This window comes from Xanthomonas sp. DAR 34887 (assembly GCF_041245805.1).
Taxonomy (GTDB): Bacteria; Pseudomonadota; Gammaproteobacteria; order Xanthomonadales; family Xanthomonadaceae; genus Xanthomonas_A; species Xanthomonas_A tesorieronis.
Genome location: NZ_CP162490.1, coordinates 4,876,551 through 4,898,946, shown reverse-complemented (window position 1 = coordinate 4,898,946; position 22,396 = coordinate 4,876,551). Strand labels below are relative to the sequence as shown.

Sequence of the window (22,396 nt, the reverse complement as noted above, 5' to 3'; positions counted from 1 at the left end):
GAACAAATCGGGAGGAGCTTGATGGTTTTGCTTTTCTGTCGCGGCTGAAGCCGCTCCTACAGTGAACATCGCGCGCCAGCCGCAAGCTTCTTGTGGGAGCGACTTCAGTCGCGACGAGGGAAGCGGTGACGGTGCTGTGACTGGGTCGCGTCGGGACTGAAGTCCCTCCCGCAGTGCACCCAGTGGACAAGCCGCAAGCCGCTGTTCCTGTAGGAGCGGCTTCAGCCGCGACGAACAAGCCGGGAGGAGCCCTGATGGTTTTGCTTTTCTGTCGCGACTGAAGCCGCTCCTACAGTGCACACCGCGCGAGCCGCACGCTTCTTGTGGGAGCGACTTCAGTCGCGACGAGGGAAGCGATGGAGGTGCTGTGACTGGGCCGCGTCGGGACTGAAGTCCCTCCCACGGTGCACCCAGCGGACAGGCCGCAGGTTGCTGTTCCTGTAGGAGCGGCTTCAGCCGCGACGAACAAGTTGGAAACCCTGGCGGCTTTGTCTGTCTGTCGCGGCTGAAGCCGCTCCTACAAGGGGCGTCTACGCTCCTGCACCCTTCGTCGTGCCGCCTGCGATGAAGCCTCGCCAACCGCTATCCGGCATAGCGCGCCTTCAGCATTGCGTAGGCCGAGCGCAGCGCCAGCGCTTCGCCGCCGGCGGGGCGGCCGGGGCGGTCGCTGTCGTTCCAGGCGTACACGTCCAGGTGCGCCCAGGCCTGCCGTGCCGGCACGAAGCGCTCCAGGTACAGCGCCGCGGTCACCGCGCCGGCCATGCGCGAACCGGCGTTGGCCAGGTCGGCGATCGAGCTGGTCAGGTAACGCAGGTACGGGCGCCACAGCGGCATGCGCCAGACCGGATCGCGGCTGCGTTCGCCGGCGGCGATCCAGGCCTGCGCCAGCGCGTCGTCGTTGCAGAACAGCGCCGGCAGATCCGGCCCCAGCGCGACCCGCGCCGCGCCGGTCAGCGTGGCGAAATCCAGGATCGCGTCCGGCGCCTGTTCGCTGGCATAGGCCAGCGCGTCGCACAGCACCAGTCGGCCTTCGGCATCGGTGTTGTCGATCTCCACGCTGATCCCCTGCCGGGTGGCGATCACGTCGCCGGGGCGGAACGCGTCCGGGCCGACCGCGTTCTCCACCGCCGCGAGCAGCACGGTCAGCCGCAGCGGCAGTCGCTGCGCCATCACCAAGCCGGCCAGCGCCAGCGCGTGCGCCGCGCCGCCCATGTCCTTCTTCATGTGGCGCATGCCGTCGGCCGGCTTCAGGTCCAGGCCGCCGGTGTCGAAGCACACGCCCTTGCCGACCAGCGCCACGTGCGGGTGCGCGTCCTCGCCCCAGCGCAGCACGATCAGCCGCGGCGCGCGGTGCGAGGCGCGGCCGACCGCGTGGATCGCCGGAAAATTGCGCAGCAGCAAGTCCTCGCCGACGATGCTTTCGCACTGCGCGCCATGCGCCTCGGCGATCGCGCGCGCGGCCGCTTCCAGCTGCTCCGGCCCCATGTCCTCGGCCGGCGTGTTGACCCAGTCGCGCACGCGCACGCAGGCCTCCAGCTGGTCGCGCACCTCCGCGCTCGGCGTGGCCAGCAGCTGCGCCGGCAAGCGCGTGGGCTGCTTGTAGCGGGCGAAGCGGTAGCTGCCCAGGCCCCAGCCCAGGTGCAGCGCGGCCTGCTCTTCCTCGCTCAGCGCGCTGGCCAACCGCCAGCGGCTGCCGGCCGGCAGCGCATGCGGCGCGTGCGCGTAGGCATAGGCATCGCCGCGGTCGCCCACGCCCAGCACCGCCGCGGCCACGCCGTCCGCGCCGGGCAGCAACAGCGCCGTGCCGGGGGCCGCCACGAACTGCTGCGCGTTCAGCCACGCCACCCAGGCCGGCGTCTGCGCGGCGCGCCATTCGGCCAGGCGTTCGCGGTCCAGCACATGCAGCGGCAGCGCATGGGGGGAGGCATCGGTGAAGCCGGAAGGCAGGGACATCAGCGGATCCTTGTAAGTCGGGCGCGGCCGGCGCGGTGCGCGGCCAGGGCGAAGCGGCGGCAGCGGGCGGCGCTCATGCGCGCGCGACGCTGGCCGGCTGGGTGGCGTCCAGCCAGTCGGCCAGGCCGGTGAGGGTGTCGAAGTGCAGGTCCGGCGGCGTCGGCGGATGCCAGGCCTGCGCGTCGCGGTTGATCCAGCAGCCGCGCAGCCCGGCCTGCATCGCGCCGACCACGTCCATCTCGATATGGTCGCCGACGTGCAGCACCTGCGCGCAGGGCAGGCCCAGGCGCGCGCAGGCGGCGTGGAAGATGCTCGGGTCCGGCTTGGCCGCGCCGTGGTCGCGCGCGCTGAGCTGGAACGCGAAATGCGAGGCCAGGCCGATCGTGGCCAGGTCGGCGTTGCCGTTGCTCAACGCCACCACCGGCACCCGCGCGGCGATCCGCTGCAGCGCGGCGATACTGTCCGGATAGCACTCCACTTGGTTGCGCGCGGCGTAGAACACCGCGAACGCCGGCTCCACCAGCGCCTCGTCGGCGCCGCTGTCGCGCAGCGCGCGGCGCAGGGTCAGGCGCCGCATCTCGCTCAGGTCGTGGACCAGGTGTGGGTTGGCGGCAAACACCTCGTCGCGCAGCTGGCGCATCGCCGCGATCGGGAACCTCTCGGCGGTGCGCGGACTGTGCTGCAGCAGCCAGTCGTGCAGCACCTGCTCGATGCGCGCGCCGATCGGCGCGAACGGCCACAGCGTGTCGTCCAGATCCAGCGTGATCGCGCGAACGGGGAAGGAAGGCAAGGAAGTCACCTGGCGGATTTTACGCCAACCGGCGGCCGCGGCTGCCGGACGGAGTAGACACCCGTGCGGGCACCCGCGCCGTGCCCACCGCTTTGTCCCCGGTCCTGAGTTCCGTCCCTCATTCCAGCAGCCTGGCCCAGCGCTGCATGCCCTCGACCCGCGCCAGCACCATCTTGATGCACACCAGCAGCGGCACCGCCAGCAGCAGCCCGATCATGCCCCACAGCCAGCCGAACAGCATCAGCGCCAGGATCAGCATCAGCGGCGAGATCGCCATGCGCCGGCCGAGCACGATCGGCGTCACCACCTGGCCTTCGAGCATGTGCAGCGCCAGGTACAGGATCGCCGGCAGCGCCGCGCTCAGCGGATCGCGGAACTCCACGAAACCCATCAGCAGCATCAGGATCGCGCCGATCAGCGGCCCCACGTACGGCGCGAAGTTCAGCAGCGCCACCACCGTGCCCCACAGCAGCGCTTCCTGCAGCGGAATCTTCAGCAGCACCAGGATGCCGGCGAAGATCAGCCCGACCAGGGTGTTGATGACGCTGATGGTTAGCACGTAGCGCGACACCTCGCGCTCGATCGAACGCAGGATCTCGGTGGTGAATTTCTGCTGCTGGCGGTTCGGCAGCAGCGCGATCGCATGCCGTTGCAGGTTTTCGCCGAACACCATGAAGAAGAACGTCAACAACACCACCGCCAGCGCCGAGGCGGCCAGCCGCGGGGTGCGCACCAGCGACTTGTACGGGTCGTCCATCTGCGTGCGGATCACCTGCACCCGGCGCCCGCTCTCGCCGCCGGCGGTGCGCGCGAAATTCTCCGCGGCCTGATTGGCCTGCTGCATCGGCTTGGTCACGTCGCGCACCTGGGTGGCGATGTGGCGCATCTGCCCGGGCGCCTGTTGCACCCACTCGGCGGCCGGCCCGGCCAACTGCATGGTCAGCACCACGGTCACCGCCATGCCCGACAGCAGCACCAGCAACGCGCCGAGGAAACGCGGCACGTACAGCCGCCGCAGCCCGCGCAGGATCGGGTTGCCGACCAGGGCGAAGAACGCAGCCAGCAGGATCGGCAGGATCACCTCCTGCGCCGCCCACAGGGTGTAGCCCACCGCCAGCGTCGCCAGCACCACCAACGAGACCGGTCCGCGCGGGCGCGGTGGGGGTGGTGGCGGGAGGGCATCCTCGGGGGGCGGTGCCACGTCGCCGGCGTCGGCCACGGATTCGGAGAGAGTGCTCATCGGACCTGCGCTGCGGACGGTGGCCCCGGCGCGCGTCCTGGGGACACGCACCGTTCGGCGCAAAAAGGGGGAGACGGAGTGTAGGCCGATCCTGGCCTGCGCGGTATGAAGGCGGCGTGGCGATCGCAGTCGATCGCGATGCGGCGCTCAGCGTTCGGACACGTCCGTGGCCGCTTCGGCCGCGCGCGGCGGTACCTGCGGCGCTGCCGCGAAAGGCGCGTCGACCGGCGCCGTAGCCACGGCGGGCGCAACCGGAGGCCGCGCCACGTTTGCGCCCGCAGCGGTAGCGGCCGCGGCGGACGCAGCCGCAGCCGCAGCCGCAGTAGCAGGCGTCTCGACCGTCTCGGCCGCATCCTGCGCGGTGTCCGCCGCGCGTTCGGCAGTGTCGGACGCTTCCTTGACCTTGGTCGCGGTCAGCAGACTGGAGACCGCACTGAGCATCTGCAGCCAGCGCGCACCGCCCAGCTTGCCGATCGCCGCCGCCGGCTCGGCGCGCCCGGCCAGGAAGCCGGCCCCCAGCCCCACCGCGACGATGCGCAGCGGCGTCCAGCCTTCGCGCCAGACCCGCTGCAGCGTGGTCCATTGCGTCTGCATCTGCTGCTGGCGGCCTTCCAGCACCGTCTCGGCGCGGGCGATGCGGTGCTGCAGTTGCTCGAATTTCATCGGCGTGTCTCGGCTGCCGCAACCGCAGGGTCGTCGGCGTGTTCGTCGTCGTCGCCGCCGATCCCCAGCTTCGCCAGCTGGCGACGGGTGGCGTCGAGCTTGCTCATTTCGAAATAGCGCAGCGCCTGCCAGGCGCCCAGCGCGGTGACCACCAGGCTGAACGCGGCCGTTGCCGAAATCGACGCCAGCCACGACCAGCCCAACCGCTGCAGCACTGCGATCAGCGCACCCATCAGCAGCATCCACGCCGAAGCGCCGAACGACACCGCGATGGTCAGCCACACCAGCGCCCGCGCCAGGGCCGCGCGCGCCAGGGCCAGATCCGCCACCACCAGCTTGCGCAGCGCGCGGCTGGCTTCCAGCGTGGCGTTCAGGCCCTCGCGGCCGGCCTGGCCGAACTCGCGGAACGATTGCTCCAGCGAAGGCCGTTCGGCCTCCGCTGGATCGGGCGTTGCGGCGCCGTCGCGGGCCTGCTCGTCGCTCACGTGGCTTACTTGTCGCTGCTGCGCGCCAGCTTGGCGATGATCCAGCCGGTGGCGAAGGCCACGCCGAACGAGGCCAGCGGGCGCTCGCGGATCAGTTCGGCCGCGCTGTCGATCAGGTCGCGGCCCTTGTCCAGCAGCACATCCACCTGCTCCTTCGCCGCGGCGCCGCCGAACTCGGCAGCGGCCAGCCCGGACAGCGCGCTGTCGGACAGCTCGGCCTTGACGTTGGCCTTGCCCAGCTTCAGCTCGTCGCCCGCGGCAGCGGTGGCGCCCTTGATCGCGTCGCCGGCGTAGCTGGCGGCCGACTTCAGGTGCGAACCGGCTTCGCTGAGGTTGTCCTTGAGGTTTTCGGTATTGGTCGGGTTGGCATTCATCGCGTGTCTCCTGAAGAATTTGGGGGCTACCGCCCGCTGCGCACAGAGGCTTCGCGGATCGCGGGCGACAGCAATACCATCGGCGCGGTGTACGGCTTGTTAGGCTTGGCGCGGAGCCACAGTGTGGCCGCTCGCACGGCGCGCGGCCAGAGGAGGAGCGCAATGCGTGCTTACGGCAAGAAAGGCGGCGGCTCGGGCGTGGTCGCCTACGACACCGGCCCGGACTGGATCGTGCTGCGCTTCGTCGACGGCAGTACCTACCGCTACGACGCGCACCACCCCGGGCCCTACCACGTGGCCGAGATGCAGCGCCTGGCCGAGGCCGGCAGCGGCCTCAGCACCTATCTCAACCAGCACGTGCGCGAGGACTACGCCGCGCGCCTGAAGTGAGCGCCGCCGCGCCTCACTGCATCAACAAGTCCGCCTGCGCCCCGCCGCGCACCACGCGCAGCACCAGCTGCGCCGGTTTGCGCGCGAAGTTGGCGCGGAAGCTGGCCAGGTCGGCGAATTCGCCGGTGGAGGCGGCCATCACGATGTCGCCGCTGGCCAACCCGTTGCGCGCCGCGCGGCTGCCGCGCGCCACGGTGCCGACCAGCACCCCGTTGATGCCGGACTGGCGCAGCGATTCGGGCAGGTCGGTGAAGCTGGCGCCGCCCAGCCGCGGGTCCAGCGATTCGCCGCTCACCGCACGCGGCTGCTCCTTCAGCGTGGCCTTGATCTGCAGCGGCTTGCCGTCGCGGCGCACGTCCAGCGTCACCGTGCTGCCGACCGGCTGCAGGCCCTCGTAGTTGTGCAGCGCCTCGGCGCTGTCCAGGCGCTCGCCGTTGGCGCCCACCACCACGTCGCCCGGCTGCAGGCCCGCGCCGGCCCCGGCCGAGCCGGTCAGCACCCGCGTCACCAGCGCGCCGCGCGGCGCGTCCAGGCCCAGGCCCTGCGCCATCTGCGCGGTCAGGTTCTGGGTTTCGATGCCGAGGGTGCCGCGGATCATCACCCCGTTGTTCTTCAGCAACTGCTCCACCACCGCCCGCGCCAGGTTCGACGGGATCGCCAGGCCCAGGCCGATGTTGCCGGCCATGCTGCCCTGCGGATTGAAGCTGGCGGTGTTGATGCCGACCAGCTCGCCGTGCAGGTCCACCAGCGCGCCGCCGGAGTTGCCCGGGTTGATCGAGGCGTCGGTCTGGATGAAGTTCTGGTAGCCCAGGCCGCGGATGCCGTTGCGGCCCATCGCCGAGACGATGCCCGAGGTCACCGTCTGGGTGAAGCCGAACGGATTGCCGATTGCCACCACGAAATCGCCCACCCGCAGCTTGCTGCTGTCGCCCAGGCGGATCTCGGTGAGCTTGTCGGCCTTGATCCGGATCAGGGCCACGTCGGTGTCGGCGTCCGAGCCCATGAACTCGGCCTTGAAGCTGCGCCCGTCGGCCAGGGTCACCTGCACGTCGTCGGCGTTCTCCACCACATGGTGGTTGGTCAGCACGTAGCCGTTCTTGGCGTCGATGATCACGCCCGAGCCCAGCGACTCGTTGATCCGCTCCTGCGGGATGTCCGGGAACAGGCGGCGGAAGAACGGATCGGCGAAGTAGGGGTTGCGCACCCGCACCACCTGCTTGGTGTTGATGCTGACCACCGCCGGCATGGTCTGCTGCAGCATCGGCGCCAGCGACGGCAGCGGCTGGCCGGCCACCGAGGCCGGCAAGGCGGCGCTGCCGGCCAGGGTCTGCGCCACCGGCGCGGCCGGGGCGGGCGCCGCTTCGGCGCGGTTGTCCAGGTGCGCGTTGATCGCGGTGGCGGCGAAACCGCCGAAGGCGGCGGCGGCGGTCAGGGTCAGCAGCGTGGGCAGCGGTCGCATGGTGGGGTTTCCGGATGACGCGGCGGGAGACGCAAGGCAGATGGGCGCCGAGGCGCGTAAATCAAGATGAACGAGCGGCGTTTAACCGCCAGTGAAAGCCCGGCGCCGGGCCGACCCACGGCGGCGTACGGCAGGGCCGATCGACCCCGGTTCCGGCGTTGACAGCCGGCCCGCCCAGGGTTAGCGTGGCGTCTTCGTTTTGCCACTACATGTAGCGGTAGGGCGGCAAACCGACCCAATAACTAGGGGTTTTTCACTGGGTTTTCAGCCCAGGGGGCGCACGCAGTGACGCATGGCGTGAACGTGAGACGGGCGGTCGAACGCCCTGCGCATTCCCATCCGGCCGAAAGGCGGCGCTGCCGCGGCTGTCGTCGTCGCGCAGCGCAAACTGCATACAACTAAGAGACACGGCGGACGGCACCCCCCATCCGCCCCATCGGGACAGGTTCGAGGAGAACAGAAAAGAATGAGCACGGTGCGCCTGGAAGTCGTCCAGACCGAATCCAAGCAGAACCCCATCCCGATGCAGCCTGCGTCGCAGGACATCTGGGACAAGAAGTACCGCCTGAAGACCAAGCAGGGCGACCCGCTGGATGCCGACATCGACGGCACCTACCAGCGCGTGGCGCGCGCGCTGGCCGATGCCGAGGCCACCGAGGAAAAGCGCGCCTACTGGTTCGAGCGGTTCGCCTGGGCGCTGCGCCGCGGCGCGATCCCGGCCGGGCGCATCACCTCCAACGCCGGCGCGCAGGAACACAAGCCGGCCACCAGCACCATCAACTGCACCGTGTCGGGCACCATCACCGATTCGATGGACGGCATTCTGGAGAAGGTCCACGAAGCCGGGCTGACCCTCAAGGCTGGCTGCGGCATCGGTTACGAGTTCAGCACGCTGCGCCCGCGCGGCGCGTTCGTGGCCGGTGCCGGCGCCTACACCTCCGGGCCGATGTCGTTCATGGATATCTTCGACAAGATGTGCTTCACCGTGTCCTCGGCCGGCGGCCGCCGCGGCGCGCAGATGGGCACCTTCGACGTGTCGCATCCGGACGTCAAAGACTTCATCCGCGCCAAGCGCGAGGACGGGCGCCTGCGCCAGTTCAACCTGTCGCTGCTGATCACCGACGGCTTCATGCAGGCGGTGGAGAACGACGCCGACTGGCCGCTGGTGTTCCCGGTGAATCGCAAGGAAGAGGCCGACATCGACCTGGCCAGCGCCACCGACGTGGTCTGGCGCGACTGGCCCACCCACAGCAACTACATCGTGCGCGACGACGGCCTGGTCGCGTGCAAGGTGTACGGGCAGATCCGCGCCCGCCACCTGTGGGACATGATCATGGTCTCCACCTACGACTACGCCGAGCCGGGCTTCATCCTGATCGACCGCGTCAACGAGATGAACAACAACTGGTGGTGCGAGAACATCCGCGCCACCAACCCCTGCGGCGAGCAGCCGCTGCCGCCGTACGGCGCCTGCCTGCTCGGCTCGATCAACCTCACCAACTTCGTGCGCGACCCGTTCACCGCGCAGGCGCGCTTCGACTGGGAGGAATACAAGGAAGTGGTGCGCGTGTTCACCCGCATGCTCGACAACGTGGTCGAGGTCAACGGCCTGCCGCTGCAGCAGCAGCGCGACGAGATCATGCGCAAGCGCCGGCACGGCATGGGCTTCCTCGGCCTGGGCTCGACCATGACCATGCTGCAGATGAAGTACGGCAGCGCCGCCTCCTGCGAATTCACCGAAGCCATCGCCCGCGAGATGGCCGTGGCCGGCTGGGAAACCGCGTTGAGCCTGGCCAAGGAAAAGGGCCCGGCGCCGATCATGCAGGAGACCTTCGCGGTCACCGCCGCGATGCTGCGCCAGCGCCCGGAAATGGCGAAGGACGGCTGGCGCGTGGGCCAGCAGATCGAAGGCAAGCTGCTGCACGCCAAGTACAGCCGCTACATGCAGCGCATCGCCGAAGTGGCGCCGGAGCTGGTGGACGAGCTGGCCGAGGTGGGCGCGCGCTTCACCCACCACAGCTCCATCGCCCCCACCGGCACCATCTCGCTGAGCCTGGCCAACAACGCCTCCAACGGCATCGAGCCCAGCTTCGCCCACCACTACAGCCGCAACGTGATCCGCGAGGGCAAGAAGTCCAAGGAGAAGGTGGACGTGTTCTCCTTCGAACTGCTGGCCTACCGCCACCTGGTCAATCCCAAGGCGATGCCGTTCGCCGAGGCCGCCGACGCGCAGCTGCCGGACTACTTCATTTCCGCCGACGACATCCACCCCAAGGAACACGTGGACGTGCAGGCGGCCGCGCAGAAGTGGGTGGACAGCTCCATCTCCAAGACCGCCAACGTCCCCACCGACTACCCCTACGAGCAGTTCAAGGACATCTACCGCTACGCCCACCAGCAGGGCCTGAAGGGCTGCACCACGTTCCGCTTCAACCCGGCCGCCTTCCAGGGCGTGCTGGTCAAGGAAGCGGACCTGGAGAACACCACCTACCGTTTCGAACTGGAAGACGGCAGCGTGGTGGAAGTGAAGGGCAACGAGCAGATCGAATACGACGGCGAACTGCACACCGCCGCCAACCTGTTCGACGCGCTGAAAGAAGGGTATTACGGCAAGTTCTGAGTCCGCGTTTCGCGTCCCTCCGCAGCGGCGCGGGGACGGGGTGGCGGCAGGGAAACGGGGCGAGCGGCTTGGCGGCTTTCCCCAACGTTTCCCTACCGCCCATCGTTTGTCGCCACATCCGGTTCCACGCTTTGCTTCAATCGGTATAGCATCGCCCGCGTTACATAAACACTGACACCCTGAGGAGGGTTTTTATGAGCAACGGTAATGGTGTGACGGCGACGCTGACGCAAGTCGCCGAGAACGTGAAAGAGACCGCCAGCAACATGGGCGAAGCGATCGCCGCCACCGCCAGCGACGCCGTCGCCAGCGTCAAGCAGACCGCCGAGAACGTGCAGAAGCGCGTGCAGGACCAGGTCGCCAAGACCCGCAAGGCGGTCAAGCAGGCCGAGAAGGCCGTGGCCAAGCGGGCGGAGAAGGCCGGCAAGTCGGTGAAGAAGACCGTCGCCAGCGCGCGCAAGAAGCTGGAAGCGGCCAAGGCCAGCGCCCAGTCCGAAGCCGCCGCGCTGACCAAGACCGGCAAGAAGACCGCCAAGAAGGCGACGGCGAAGAAGGCGCCGGCCAAGAAAGCCGCCACCAAGAAGGCGGCCACCAAGAAGGCCGCAGTGAAGAAGGCCCCGGCCAAGAAGGCGGTCGCGAAGAAGGCCGCGCCGAAGAAAGCGGCCAAGAAGGTCGCCGCGAAGAAGGCCGTGGCCAAGAAGTCGGTCGCCGCCAAGAAGACCGCGGTCAAGAAGAGCGTCGGCGCACGCAAGGCCGTCGCCAAGAAGGCAGTGAAGAAGGTCGCCAAGGCCGCCAAGAAGAGCACCGCCAAGGTTGCCAAGAAGACCGCCGCGGTGAAGAAGACCGCCGTGCGCAAGAGCGCCGGCAAGAAGGCTGCGGCCACCCGCGCCAGGAAGTAAGCCGTCCCACGCTGCATCCCCTCTCCCGTGCGCGGGAGAGGGGCAGGGCGCGGGACGCGCCCCCCAACACGACACGCACATCAGGAACGCATCATGGCCGTCAAGATCGACAAGAAAATCAAGGGCTACGCCGTCGTCACCGCCGAAGACAAGGCGCGCGAAGCGGCGCCACCGGTGCCCGCCGCGTCGATCGACCGCGCCACCGCCGAGGCCGAAGTGCCGGTGGACAACATCATCCACATGCACGAGCGCATCGAGCGCCCGGACGTGCTGATCGGCAGCACCTACAAGATCAAATCGCCGTTGGTGGAACACGCCATGTACGTGACCCTCAACGACATCGTGCTCAACGCCGGCACCGAGCACGAACTGCGCCGCCCGTTCGAGATCTTCGTCAACTCCAAGTCCATGGAACACTTCCAGTGGATCGTGGCGCTGACCCGCATCATGTCCGCCGTGTTCCGCAAGGGCGGCGACGTCACCTTCCTGGTCGACGAAATGAAGGCCGTGTTCGACCCCAAGGGCGGCTACTTCAAGGCCGGCGGCGTGTACATGCCCTCCCTGGTCGCCGAACTGGGCAGCATCGTCGAAGAGCACATGAAGTCCATCGGCCTGCTGCACGACCCGGAGATGAGCGACCACCAGCGCGCGCTGATCAACGAAAAGCGCAAGCAGTACGAAGAGCGCTCAAAAAAAAACAGTGAAGTAGGCAAGGCTGTTCCTTCTCCTGCGGGAGAAGGTGCCCGCAGGGCGGATGAGGGTACGGTTTCAAGCGACTCCACCGCCGACCACGAAGAAGACATCGCCGTCACCGGCGACGGCGCGAGCTTCCCGCCGTCGGCCACGATGTGCCACAAGTGCAACACCAAGGCCCTGGTGATCATGGACGGGTGTGCTACTTGTTTGAATTGTGGGTATTCGAAGTGCGGGTAAAAGGACACATATGATGTCTCCAAAGGTATCTGTGCGGATAGGCATAAGCTGATACTTGGATAAGCATAAGCTGCTAGTCGGACAGGCATAAGCTGCTAGTGGGATTTACTGATGCACTACTCTGGAGCGCTGGCCGTCAGAGATTCATCTTCTGTAGTAGTTTTTCTGAAAAATTAAAAAGGGGGCTCTTCATGAGCCCCCTTTTTTTGTTTCATGCTGACCCCGGCCTCGTAGTACGCTGGGCCGCGCGGTAGCTCGATACAGAAAATTTATCGGGGGGTAGGGAAGGGCTCCTTACGACCCAAAGCGGACATCCGCACTTCTACCGGCGCGAGCTTGTGGAGGTCGCCGCGCCTACCGCTGGGTCCGGTTATGCGCTGACTTGTTAGCCGGGCCCCGTCGCCCTAATATCGGCCTGTATCAGGGGAAAGCTCACCGTTCGGTACTTTGTGGATAAGTCGTATAACCGGGCCCAGGATTCCTCCATATCCTACGGTAAGGCAGGGTGCTCAGTCGGGAATTACACCGGTAATGAGCCCACCGTAGTGGCACTGATTCTGGTTCTTGATCACGTTGAAGCGATCGGGAAAGGCTTCTCGCCAGAACGCCGCTAGTTTCTCCCAGCGCGCGTTAGACGCTACCCTGAGAGAGTCGTCCGGCGCGTCGGTCGGTACCTGCTTGATCACCTTGGTGTACCAGATCGGCACGAATTCGATGCCCGATCCGCGCAAGGCGAGGTCCATGTTTGTGATGTTATTTTCACCATCGTCGGCCATGATGATGCGCTTGTATTCCGGGCGGAAGCCGTACTCTTTTCCCAGGCGGCGCAATAGATCACGCAGCGCCAGACCTTTATTCGCTCCGTTGGTCATGAATAGGCCGTGATGGTAACTCATGTCGACCGTGCGATCCCCGATCGTGATGGTGTACATCCAGCCCATGTCGGTGCCTGCCAAGTGCGGCGGTAACGCGTAGCCGGGCATCTTCTCATCACGGCGTTGGGTCAGTTCGCGCTCGGTGGCGCCACGCGACACCGGGGAGCGTGACGTAATCAGGATTTTATCCGTCTCGATGGAGTTGAAGATGGCGACAGCATCGGCTTGGGTGAAATTTTGTCGCGCCGCCTCCTGATTCAGAGCGATGACGTCAAACGTGCATGGCACATACCCGGGCGGCCGAGTGCCCTTCGGCGCCGCCTTGGCCATCCGATATTGCCATTCGTACCAGGAGTCGGAGCCGAAGAACTCCGGCTCCGTGAGCAGGGTGTCGTCGATATCAAAGACCACGAGGGTCTTCACGTTCGACGACTCCAAAGCCGAGATCACGTCGCGCAAATCCTCATGGCGAGCGTACTTGGACGCCGGCGCCGACTCCAGGCGCCGGAGGGTGATGGACGGTGGCGACGCATCTGCTTCCACGTTGCGATAGCTGGGAATCGCTGCGTCCGTCCCCAACTTCATTGCCGCGGGGGGATCGGTGGCGTAAACCAATGTCGGAGCGACGGCCACACTGAGGCCGGCCAGGAAAACCATTATTTGGGTACGCATGTCGCACTCCTCGTGGTGGATTCAGGTTCAGCCGCTCTTGCGCGCCTTTGCGGCAGCGCTGCGCTTCTTGCGAGCCTCGTCCTCAGGTACGACGCCGCTACGTCCTTATCCATTGATAGGTGATCCGCACGTCCACGCCGCGTTTGAGCGTGAGCGGCGCCGGCTGGTATGTGAATTCGTAGGCGCACACCCGCAGGCTTTGCACTCGGAGCTCGACCACAGCTTTGAAAGGGCTGGTCGCGGGATTTGAATTCCTGGCCCGGGGTGAAGTTGCTCACCACGTCCTTGAAGTATTTGATGCCTTCCAGCCAGCGCGCTGGCTGGTTGCTGCCCTTGACGCGCTGTTTGACGGCGAAGCCGCGAAAGTCCTTGCGAGCGGACTCAGCCAAGTCCATGGTCATGAGGGCAACTTGGGCACCCGCCATGGCGCGAACTCGTAGCGGGCCATCGGACTTGGTGTCGGTGCGCATCGGCAACTCCCGGCGTAGGAAAGCTGGCTTGCACGGACCGGCCGGTCAGCGCGGCAAATCAAAGCACTGCGATCTCGAGCCGGACCGGCTTGCCGCGGCGAACTGCCTCCGCCGCGCTTCCCTTACGCCTAACGCGTCGTGCTGCCTCTGGCAAGGGTGATCACACACGCCGGTAACGCCCCCTCCCAGCGCCATAAACGTACTAGGTGCTTCGTGACGGCCAACGACTCTGGCCACTACCACACTAAACCGCCACCGCAACGACGCACCCGATGGCGATCTAGCCTGAGTCAGCTGGCGCTATCCGTTACTCTTCAATCTGGTCACGATTCGAACTGATCCTTATCTGGACGCTTGATGGTTCGACGAGTTCTCATGCCCGCCTACGACCCAAAACGGCCGCAGAAACTTGCCGTCCAACTCTCTAGGTGCGTCTGAAACTGCCACTCCCAGCGTTGACATCGCCGCCTGCGAATCCCAATATTCGATCGAAGCTAGGGGTGAGTGCTACGGGACCATGCGCTGCAGAATGCGCGTGATTTTCGCGCACTCTAGAGCGGGACAGTAGCGTAGAGAATCACCATGATCAAGTACTTCAAGAAGAATGCCCTGGTGACAGCGGTCGGCGAGTTCGCCTACGAGGGAAACATCGGCGAGGGGGGCAACGCCAAGGTGCTTGCCTTCAAGAAAGGCAACCTGAAGTACGCCGTCAAGTTCCTGTCGCAACAGCGCGCCGGTCCCTTGGCTCGTTTCCGGGATGAGTACTTTTGCGCTGCGCAAATTCCTAGTCACGTCAACGTATCACAAGCCTATCACCTTGACCGGACGCACATTGAGGGGGCTGACTATTCCTTGATCGTGATGAAGCGTTACCAGGCGAGCTTGCATGCGCTCGGAAGCATTGTTGCCGAGAGTGATTCCATTAAGGCAGATTACGGATGGAAGCTGCTGCGGGCTCTTCGCGCCGGCATTGAGCACCTGCACGAGCATGGCATTGTTCATCGCGACATCAAGCCGCAGAACATTTTTTTCGATCAGCAGAAAGATACGTTCGTGGTTGGCGACTTGGGCATAGCCCACTTTGCTGATGATCTGTACGCGCGTGAGGCCAAGACTGAAGGATCAGAACGGCTAGCAAATTTTGCTTGCTGCGCCCCGGAACAACTGAATCCTAAGACGCCTGCCGCACCGACGATGGATGTTTTCGCCCTTGGCCAGGTTTTGAATTGGTATGTCCGCGGCTCATTTGTTCGTGGCGGCGGGCGCCAGGCTTATTTGGGCCCGCATAAGGAGTTGGAGCTCCTCGACAAGATCATCGACAACTGCATTCAGGATGATCCCAAGCGCCGCTTCCAGAGCATGGGTGATCTAGGAGAATTCGAATATCGGGCACGAAACCCAGCTCGGGATGTCTGGAAACCTATCAGGGATTTGGACGAGGCTTTTAGGGAGTCGATTCCGCGAATTCCCGAAGTTTATGAAACGAGCGATCAAGCAACTATCAATCGGTTCCTTACGAAATTTTCTAACCGGTGCGATCCCAAAGAATTCTGGTATGTGCTATCCGACGGCGGGGATAACGAATTGGGGGCGTTCTCCAGGTTGGAAAGTGGTCGCTGGCTGCTGCACAGGATTTACGAGTGCTGCGTCGAGAAGCTGATTTGCTATAAATATCCTGGTGAATGGCAAAGCTTTTTTGTACTGCTACTCGCGGCGGACGATCCGTTCGAGGTGACAGACCCCGATGGCCAGATAACGCCGCGCCCCAAAATGACGAATTGGCACCAAGACGCGGCAACGTTTTACGAGGGACGCTACATGGAAGTGGCGGATGCCCGTAACGGCTACTTCCTGCATGGTGACGAGATGTTCAGTGTCGACTTCGCCAAGGCCCAGGAACGTCATCGCTTTCTCCATCGTGACGCCCTCATGATTTTTCCAGCAGGTGCGGGGGCTGTAGGCTCACTTGACCGGACGCCCAGTCAGACCTTCCTGCATGAAGTTGCCACAGCCGGCACTACGGATAAGGCCAGGATCCGCGCCTTCATTGAGTCTAATCTAAGCTCCACCAATCCCGAGATCATCGAGCGGTTGTGACACGGCCTCACTCGCCGCAAAGCCCGTTCTCGCTCGTAGGTCCCCACACAATAAAATCGATAGCTCAGAAGTACTGCGGCTCTTGCTCGTCGTCGTTGACCCGGATCAGTGCACCACTTGGATTTCTCATCACATCATTCTCGGGTACCCGTTCACGTGCTAGAGCAGTCGGTCTCGTGATTCATCGGGAAGGATCGTGCAAAGCTGGAGCCTCCCGCACAATGACCGCTCCTGGCCGAAAGCGGACAGTGAAGTGCCCCGGTCAGAACAAGCTGGTTGCGCCTGGAGCGGGCCGCTACATGCCAGCTCTTCCGTAACCATCTGGCTAAGGGTGCAAAGGGGTATTGGGTGATAGCATTGACCCTGTCGGTGTAAGCGAAATCTAGAACATGCTGCCTCTGCCGTTGCGTCCCGTTAGCTCGTACCCGGGTAGCCCTTCTACGAGGACCGCGAGGGTGCCTTTGAACGCCGATGGACAAGACCAATCGGTGAAGGAAGTCTTCAAGTAGCCCGCCCGCCAGAGTTTGAGCGCTGCGTTATCCAACCTACCATTGCCTTGACATGCATGCAGCTTGTTTGTATCTAGTTTACCAGCCGGTGCGCGTGGCGCAGGCGCTAGGGAAATAGGATGACGACCAAATTTTATCTCGATGCCATCGGTCAGATGGATCATCTCCTCCAAGGTTTGGAAACGGTCGATCAAATCGGCATGGTGCTAAGGCTTCATCTTCAAATTGAGCAAAGTTTGGAGGTGTATTTAAAGGGGATGTTGACTGATGACATGCTAGAAGTTTTTAAGATCCCGCAAAATTTCTCACATAAGGTGATGCTTGCCACGGCTCTAGGTTTCCCAAAGGAACTCGCTATCGCATCCTTGGCCATGAATTCTTTGCGGAACAAGTTTGCACACGAGGCCGGAAAGACGCTGACACCTCAGGATGTAAAGCTGCTCGAACAAAAGTACGAGGCAGCTAGAATCGTCGTCGATCCAACTCTTTACGCTATGCAGGGATCGGCCATACGGGTTACTGCCCTTTCTGAGGACAAATTTGAGTACGGTGCGGCGGGTGCGGAGTGGGACCTGAAGATGGTCGCCGGCGCATTGAGCGGACTGATGCTGCGGTACCTTCTAAGCTTGAACTCACATCACGCGGCGAACGCTATCGTGGCGAACGAGGGTGGCCCTAATTACTGACCGCAATGCATGATCTGCGCTTGGCACGGCTGGCACTAGCAACAGGCTTCCTTTCATCGCGCCCACTCCCTGCCTCTGGAGTCGTCCCCAAGAGCGCGTCCTGCAACCGACGTGGCTGCCTGAGCGGACGCTACCCCTCATTCGGTGTCTAGCCAATTCACCCAGGCCTTCCCCCTAGATCAGGCGCTAGCCCAAGGCCTAATGGGACTAGCACTGATCCACGAGTTGACCGCTGCGGTGATGCTAGGAACCTAGCAAATTACTGAAGTGGCTGGCCCAAGGCAAGCGCACTCACTGGGTGGTCGCTTGCTTAGAAATGCCACGGTTACTCTGTTCGCCAATTCATCTGCCACACATCTCGCTAGGTTTGGACCGTAATGAAGCATGCGCGCAAAGATCGGGGAGCTTGTTACACTGCTCAAATTAATTTTCCGGCATCTGACTTCAAGGCTGGGGTAGCTTGTGTTGCTCCAATAGCGCGGAGAGAGCAGCGGGAGACATTAGATGAGTTGCCAAGATTGCATTGAAAAATCACTTTGAACTTCCCTTCGCAGCAGTGCTATTGGCAGGCAGGAACGGTGTGGGTCCTGCGTGACCGGCGAACAGTGGTGAGCAAGGAGAGAACCCATGAAGAGAGTGCTGACTGTCGGTATGGAGTACACCGGTAACCCGATCGAAGGAGTGGAGTTCGAGCAACTCGGACTTTGCCGTTCAGACATCGATGAGGCCAGAGCTGCGTATCCGCTCTATGAATATGACGTCATCGTTATCAGTCCACAAAGCTATAGCCACTTCCTCTTCGGCAAAGAGGGCGCGCACTCTGGCTCAGATCAGGAGCTCTTGGACTTGAAGACGGACTATAGAGAGCACGATCTCGACACCGTCTTTGACAGTGCTGACCGCCAGAATGAGTTGGAAGCAGCATTGGCCGCGGGTGCGACAGTGGTCTGGTGCATGGCTGAACCAAGAAGGATGAACTTCTTCGGCTATCGAGAGACAAGCCTGGGATACCTGGCGCCGGCGATGACGGCCGCGATCCGGCGTAGCGGGCAGATCCTCAAGAAGGGCAGAAGAGTGGGCTTCATCGATCCCGATACGCCCTTCGCCGCCTACTTCGAAAACCTGTCCGCTGTCGGTGGCTGGGGGATCGCTCTTGAGCACGATGAGCCGGGCTTGAGCACGATTGCAGCGACCCCGGAGGGCTACCAACTTGGGGCTAAAGTTGAAATTGGTGCAACCACGGGCTGGCTAATAACTCCGCCCTTGACGCAGGAGGCGACCAACCATCTCATTCTAGGCGCCCTCGCTGTGAGCAAGGCCGAGCCAGACGCTCCTAGGTATCACGGGATATTCCTTAGCCATACCAGTGTCGACAAGCCGTTCGTCAGGAAGCTCAGACGTGATCTGATGGCTCGTGGTGTGCCAAAGGTCTGGTTGGATGAAGCCGAGATTCAAGTGGGTGACTCGTTGATCGCAAAGATTGATGAGGGAATGGCAATGAGCCGATACGTCGGTGTAGTTCTATCGCATAAGTCGATCGATGCACCCTGGGTCAAGAAGGAACTTGATGTGGCAATGAACCGGGAGATCAGTAGCGGCGAGGTGGTCGTCCTGCCCATGCTCTACGAAGAATGCGATATCCCGACTTTCCTGAGAGGGAAGCTCTACGCCGACTTCTCCAGCGAGGAAAAGTATGTCGAAGGATTGGAGAAGCTGTTGCGGAGGCTGAAGATATGATGAGTAGCTCATTCGCCGGGAGGCCGTCCGCGCAGCTAATAGACGCAATGGAGGGGATTTGGGAGCTCCCCGATTCTTCCTGGAAGAATCTGACAGAGACTCCCCTTTACGCCCAACTATTGGATGCGATTGCACCCAACTGTGCTGAGGTGCGCAAGATGTTCGGCGGCATATCCATGTCCAGTGCGCTGGCTGGCCTTGGTCTGCCATGCGGACTGCCTGCTTCCAAGAAGCACTTGGCCATGCCGGCAAGGGATGCTGCGGATCGACTGCAGGCCGCGCTTGAAGCAACGAGCTTTGCGCGGTTCCATCTGATGCCTCTCGATCTTGCAGATGGCCTTCCAGGTGCACACTTCGGCAATGCGATGGTCGGTCGACTGACCATGGCTGAGCTTCGCGAGCTTGTTGACCTTGATCGGATGGAGAGAATTCATCCGGAGGGAAGCTTTGATCTTTACGAATTCTCCCAGTTCCATTGGCTGGTAGTGCGGGAGGAAGTGCCGATCGCTCGTGGCCCTGGAGGTCGTGAACTATTTCGATTCTCGTTCGATCCGCAGGAGGACTATGGGCGCATCGAGCCCCACCGGGGCAGGTATCCAGAGGCCGTTGAGACTGCACTGTTCTGGCTAGCGCTGGCACCCTGGGAAATCTGGGCAGATGCGCCGCACATCGAATGGCGCGGGATGCAGATTCCTTGGTTGTACTCGGTGGACCATGATCTGTTCTCCATCATGAAGCGGCCGCCCAGCTCGGATACCCTCACTTGGGAGGATCGGATCGCCCATGAGGCAGACGGTCGCCCGGTCGAAATTTCCCAGCCCGTCGCGATGTGGCTCTCAGATGGGTCGGCAGACGCGCTTACCGAACATTTCGCTGGCCGCCTTCAGGCTATCTCACAGCTCCCTCAGCTGCAGCTGTTCCAAACGCCCGTAGCCCATTTTTTCACCCGTGCCTTCCTGGCTGATGGCATCGACGAGTTCATGGCTCATCTGCTTGCCATCGAGGCGGCGCTCGGCTTGCCGGGCGACTACAAGCGTAAGTCCAGCTCGGGGGTGAGCACTCACGGTGGGCTTGGGGCGACGGAAAGGATGTGCGCCCGCTTGGCGGCGCTGCTTGATGTACAGGCAGCGTCCGACTACAGGAATCTGTTCGAGCTGCGCAGCAAGTTCCTGCACGGCAGATCGATGCAGGCGATCCCAGCCGGTCTCCGAATTCGGGCCCGCACGCTTGCCAGGCGCGTAGTAGACGGCTTGGTGATGGCAAACCAGGCCAATCTGACGCTGGGGCGGGACGCCTTCCTGGATGATCTGCTAGATCAGGGAGTACTTCTCGTCCAGCCGCGGACACAACGCGCATAGTTCACCCGCTGGGCTACGCATCGGGCAAGGGCGTGCGGCGGCAACGCCGAGAGCCTCCGTCTCCTGAACGGCCACCAGCCCCGAATGCTGGGGCACCTTCGGCTAACCGGGATTACACGATACGTTTCGGCGTACGTTGGACCCATCGACGAAGTTGATCTCCCCCCTGGACTTTGTAGGTCTTCCTGGACAGCTTTGGCCAGAGCACGTGGAGGGCAACCAATACGCAGGCATGCATGATGGCGGGGCGTTCATCGCCCGGGAAAGGGACCCCAGAAGAGCGATGCGCAGATAGCACACCTGCTGGCGTGGAGCAGCTGGGCCAGCGCTTCACTCACCGGCCCACAGGGTCAAGCTGCCCTCGCGCCAGACCTACGGGATATGCCTGGCGTAGCTGCGGATATCAAGCATCGGAACTGTCCCGAGCTCCTGCAACCTAGCCATCAGCTCGAGCAGGAAGCGAGTTGCTGCGCGCGATCCAGGCTGGCCTTCCAGCGCGCCCTCATTGCTCATGAAGAATGTTCCGGCATCTGCGATGCAGCCCATATCGAGCTGTGCATCCCCACCTCTGGCATGAACATGGTGGGCCAAGGTCTCTCCCAGCGGAGGCTTCCAGGGGCAACTCAATGAGAGCAGGCCGGCCAGGATACGGCCCGGCTCCTTGGCCGGCTTGGGGCCGTCGACCGTAGGCACTGGCATGCTGGTCCTGGTCAGCCTCCTTACACTCTCCGCCTTGCTCTGCGCATAGCTCATAGTTTCTGCGTTGGTCTCTTGTTTGGCCTCGAAGACCGCATAGACACTTTCCGCAGGGACGTAATGCACTCCTTGGTAGCTGAATACCAATGGGGAGTATTGGCGATCGTGTATGACCACATCGATCTGCTGGCTGAAGTTCCCTTCGCTATCTACCACGTGCGCCTTGCTCACCACGTAGCGCTTGGGCAAGTAGCTGCTCAGCAGGTTGATCCAGACCTGCTCACTGGCATCACCCTTGTCGGTGGGGTGGTGCAACGCCGAGCGGGCAGTTCTCAGTTCCGCCTCCACCTGCTCGTGCAGGTGATCCAGAAGATTGGGAAGCGATGGCTGTGTCATTGGACGATGCTGCCCCATGTTTGCTGCGCAAGTGCGAATTGCGCTGTGCGCTCGATCGCAAGCTTGTCTGCGAGCGTAAGGTCGTCTGAGATCACGTTGCTTCCATTGGCAGGATCAATGATTCGAGCAGACGCGAAATTGTTGGCCAAGAAGTGCAGAACGGCCCGAACGCGCTCGGCCAGGCTCCCGGAAAAGTTCAGCTGCAGGGCCCTGATCACCACGAGCTCGAGGTAGACCGATGGGAAGTCCAGCCTATTCTGATCTCGCCAGAGCTTGATGATTCTCGTCTCAGCCTGCTTGCCGGCCGCACGAACTACGTCAATGTGAGTTTGAACGTTGGTCTTGGTCCATGTATCCGCCCGGCTGCGATAGAGACTATGGTCCGTAGTGAGCGGCGTTTGCTGCTTCCCGGGGATGAGATCCACATCAATCAGACCCACGCGGATGCCCAGGGACACGTCTTGCTTACGGACGGTGTAGCCTACATTTGTCAGAGCCCTGAAGAGCGTCAGGTAGATTTCCCTGAGGCTATTGGGAGTGGACGGAAGCAAGGAGATGAAGATATCCACGTCGGTGCCGCTCGCGTTCGCCGTGCCCTTCGCGAAGGATCCGCTTGGGGATACAGACTGTATGAAGTGAGCGCCCCAGGCATTGATCACCGGCGTCAGCGTTGCCTTCGCTAACAATGCGGGGGAAAAGAAGGAGGTATCGACGGCCTCCCGCGCGAGAATTGCATTCAGGTACTGGTCGCCAGTCAAGTCCGATCTCCGTATCGTGTTCCCTCATTGTACGGCCCCACACATCGACCCGATCCATCTGCTCCCATGGCCGATCCTCCCAATGCGTGCTCCGCGCCGTTGGTGGTGAAACGATCAGCGGAAACACATCTCATTTGGGTGCGCTTGGCGGAGGCACTCTTCTGGAAGACATCGCGTTCGGCGTGATGCCGGTCAGATTGACTGAGCCGACAGTCACGGCGATGACGCCGTCAAACTAATTGAAGAATATTTCTTGGCCAACGATATATTCGAATTGCGGCCGGCAGCTTTACGACGTGCAGTTCGATGCCTGGCGCCGTTTGAGAAGGTAGCCCC

19 protein-coding genes are annotated in these 22,396 nt (G+C 63.3%); 9 read left to right on the top strand and 10 right to left on the bottom strand.

Annotated features, from left to right (window positions below):
* Window positions 1–582: 582 nt before the first annotated feature.
* The 6 genes from AB3X08_RS20910 to AB3X08_RS20885 all read right to left on the bottom strand — a co-directional run bounded on the left by AB3X08_RS20910 (window position 583) and on the right by AB3X08_RS20885 (window position 5,505).
* A complete protein-coding gene (locus AB3X08_RS20910) occupies window positions 583–1,953 on the bottom strand; it encodes a leucyl aminopeptidase family protein (RefSeq protein WP_369934892.1) in 1,371 nt (456 codons plus the stop codon).
* 73 nt (window positions 1,954–2,026) lie between these two features.
* Window positions 2,027–2,743 carry an HAD family hydrolase gene (locus AB3X08_RS20905; protein WP_369934890.1) on the bottom strand — a complete coding sequence of 239 codons (717 nt, stop codon included), beginning with the start codon at window positions 2,741–2,743 and terminating at the stop codon, window positions 2,027–2,029.
* 118 nt (window positions 2,744–2,861) lie between these two features.
* A complete protein-coding gene (locus tag AB3X08_RS20900; protein WP_369934888.1) occupies window positions 2,862–3,983 on the bottom strand; it encodes an AI-2E family transporter in 1,122 nt (373 codons plus the stop codon).
* Between the two features lie 147 nt (window positions 3,984–4,130).
* On the bottom strand, window positions 4,131–4,646 hold the full coding sequence (locus tag AB3X08_RS20895) for a hypothetical protein (RefSeq protein ID WP_369934886.1): 516 nt from the start codon (window positions 4,644–4,646) through the stop codon (window positions 4,131–4,133).
* Window positions 4,643–5,131, bottom strand: coding sequence for a phage holin family protein (locus AB3X08_RS20890; RefSeq protein WP_369934885.1), 489 nt, complete (start codon window positions 5,129–5,131; stop codon window positions 4,643–4,645). The genes AB3X08_RS20895 and AB3X08_RS20890 overlap by 4 nt, the downstream gene beginning before the upstream one ends.
* 5 nt (window positions 5,132–5,136) lie before the next feature.
* On the bottom strand, window positions 5,137–5,505 hold the full coding sequence (locus AB3X08_RS20885) for a hypothetical protein (RefSeq protein WP_369934884.1): 369 nt from the start codon (window positions 5,503–5,505) through the stop codon (window positions 5,137–5,139).
* Window positions 5,506–5,667: 162 nt separating this feature from the next.
* Here AB3X08_RS20885 and AB3X08_RS20880 point away from each other — a divergent pair, with 162 nt between their 5' ends.
* Complete coding sequence (locus AB3X08_RS20880; protein ID WP_369934882.1) at window positions 5,668–5,895, top strand: hypothetical protein; 228 nt, start codon at window positions 5,668–5,670, stop codon at window positions 5,893–5,895.
* 13 nt (window positions 5,896–5,908) lie between these two features.
* Here AB3X08_RS20880 and AB3X08_RS20875 read toward each other — a convergent pair whose 3' ends face one another.
* Window positions 5,909–7,354, bottom strand: a complete 1,446-nt coding sequence (locus tag AB3X08_RS20875; protein ID WP_369934881.1) for a Do family serine endopeptidase — start codon at window positions 7,352–7,354, stop codon at window positions 5,909–5,911.
* A 466-nt stretch (window positions 7,355–7,820) separates the two neighbouring features.
* On the opposite strand from AB3X08_RS20875, the gene AB3X08_RS20870 reads away from it, so the two are divergent.
* The 3 genes from AB3X08_RS20870 to AB3X08_RS20860 all read left to right on the top strand — a co-directional run bounded on the left by AB3X08_RS20870 (window position 7,821) and on the right by AB3X08_RS20860 (window position 11,806).
* Window positions 7,821–9,974 carry an adenosylcobalamin-dependent ribonucleoside-diphosphate reductase gene (locus AB3X08_RS20870; protein ID WP_369934879.1) on the top strand — a complete coding sequence of 718 codons (2,154 nt, stop codon included), beginning with the start codon at window positions 7,821–7,823 and terminating at the stop codon, window positions 9,972–9,974.
* A 194-nt stretch (window positions 9,975–10,168) separates the two neighbouring features.
* The gene (locus AB3X08_RS20865) at window positions 10,169–10,873 is read left to right on the top strand and encodes a hypothetical protein (protein WP_369934877.1); all 705 of its coding nucleotides are present in this window, start codon (window positions 10,169–10,171) and stop codon (window positions 10,871–10,873) included.
* A 93-nt stretch (window positions 10,874–10,966) separates the two neighbouring features.
* Entirely contained in the window at window positions 10,967–11,806 is an 840-nt protein-coding gene (locus AB3X08_RS20860; RefSeq protein WP_369934875.1) for an NrdJb, read from the top strand.
* A gap of 509 nt (window positions 11,807–12,315) precedes the next feature.
* On the opposite strand, the gene AB3X08_RS20855 is transcribed toward AB3X08_RS20860, so the two are convergent.
* Complete coding sequence (locus AB3X08_RS20855; RefSeq protein ID WP_369934874.1) at window positions 12,316–13,353, bottom strand: DUF2608 domain-containing protein; 1,038 nt, start codon at window positions 13,351–13,353, stop codon at window positions 12,316–12,318.
* A gap of 224 nt (window positions 13,354–13,577) precedes the next feature.
* Between AB3X08_RS20855 and AB3X08_RS20850 the strand changes: the two genes are divergently transcribed.
* From AB3X08_RS20850 to AB3X08_RS20830, 5 genes are all read left to right on the top strand, one after another.
* The gene (locus tag AB3X08_RS20850) at window positions 13,578–13,793 is read left to right on the top strand and encodes a hypothetical protein (RefSeq protein ID WP_369934873.1); all 216 of its coding nucleotides are present in this window, start codon (window positions 13,578–13,580) and stop codon (window positions 13,791–13,793) included.
* Between the two features lie 612 nt (window positions 13,794–14,405).
* Entirely contained in the window at window positions 14,406–15,920 is a 1,515-nt protein-coding gene (locus tag AB3X08_RS20845; RefSeq protein ID WP_369934871.1) for a protein kinase domain-containing protein, read from the top strand.
* A 628-nt stretch (window positions 15,921–16,548) separates the two neighbouring features.
* A complete protein-coding gene (locus AB3X08_RS20840; RefSeq protein WP_369934870.1) occupies window positions 16,549–17,115 on the top strand; it encodes a hypothetical protein in 567 nt (188 codons plus the stop codon).
* Window positions 17,116–17,742: 627 nt separating this feature from the next.
* Window positions 17,743–18,852, top strand: coding sequence for a toll/interleukin-1 receptor domain-containing protein (locus tag AB3X08_RS20835; protein ID WP_369934869.1), 1,110 nt, complete (start codon window positions 17,743–17,745; stop codon window positions 18,850–18,852).
* Window positions 18,853–19,001: 149 nt separating this feature from the next.
* Window positions 19,002–20,210: a hypothetical protein gene (locus AB3X08_RS20830; protein WP_369934867.1), complete on the top strand. Its 1,209-nt coding sequence runs from the start codon at window positions 19,002–19,004 to the stop codon at window positions 20,208–20,210.
* Window positions 20,211–20,582: 372 nt separating this feature from the next.
* On the opposite strand, the gene AB3X08_RS20825 is transcribed toward AB3X08_RS20830, so the two are convergent.
* On the bottom strand, window positions 20,583–21,302 hold the full coding sequence (locus AB3X08_RS20825) for a DUF6602 domain-containing protein (RefSeq protein ID WP_369934866.1): 720 nt from the start codon (window positions 21,300–21,302) through the stop codon (window positions 20,583–20,585).
* A complete protein-coding gene (locus AB3X08_RS20820) occupies window positions 21,299–22,060 on the bottom strand; it encodes a hypothetical protein (protein ID WP_369934864.1) in 762 nt (253 codons plus the stop codon). The genes AB3X08_RS20825 and AB3X08_RS20820 overlap by 4 nt, the downstream gene beginning before the upstream one ends.
* Window positions 22,061–22,396: the final 336 nt, after the last annotated feature.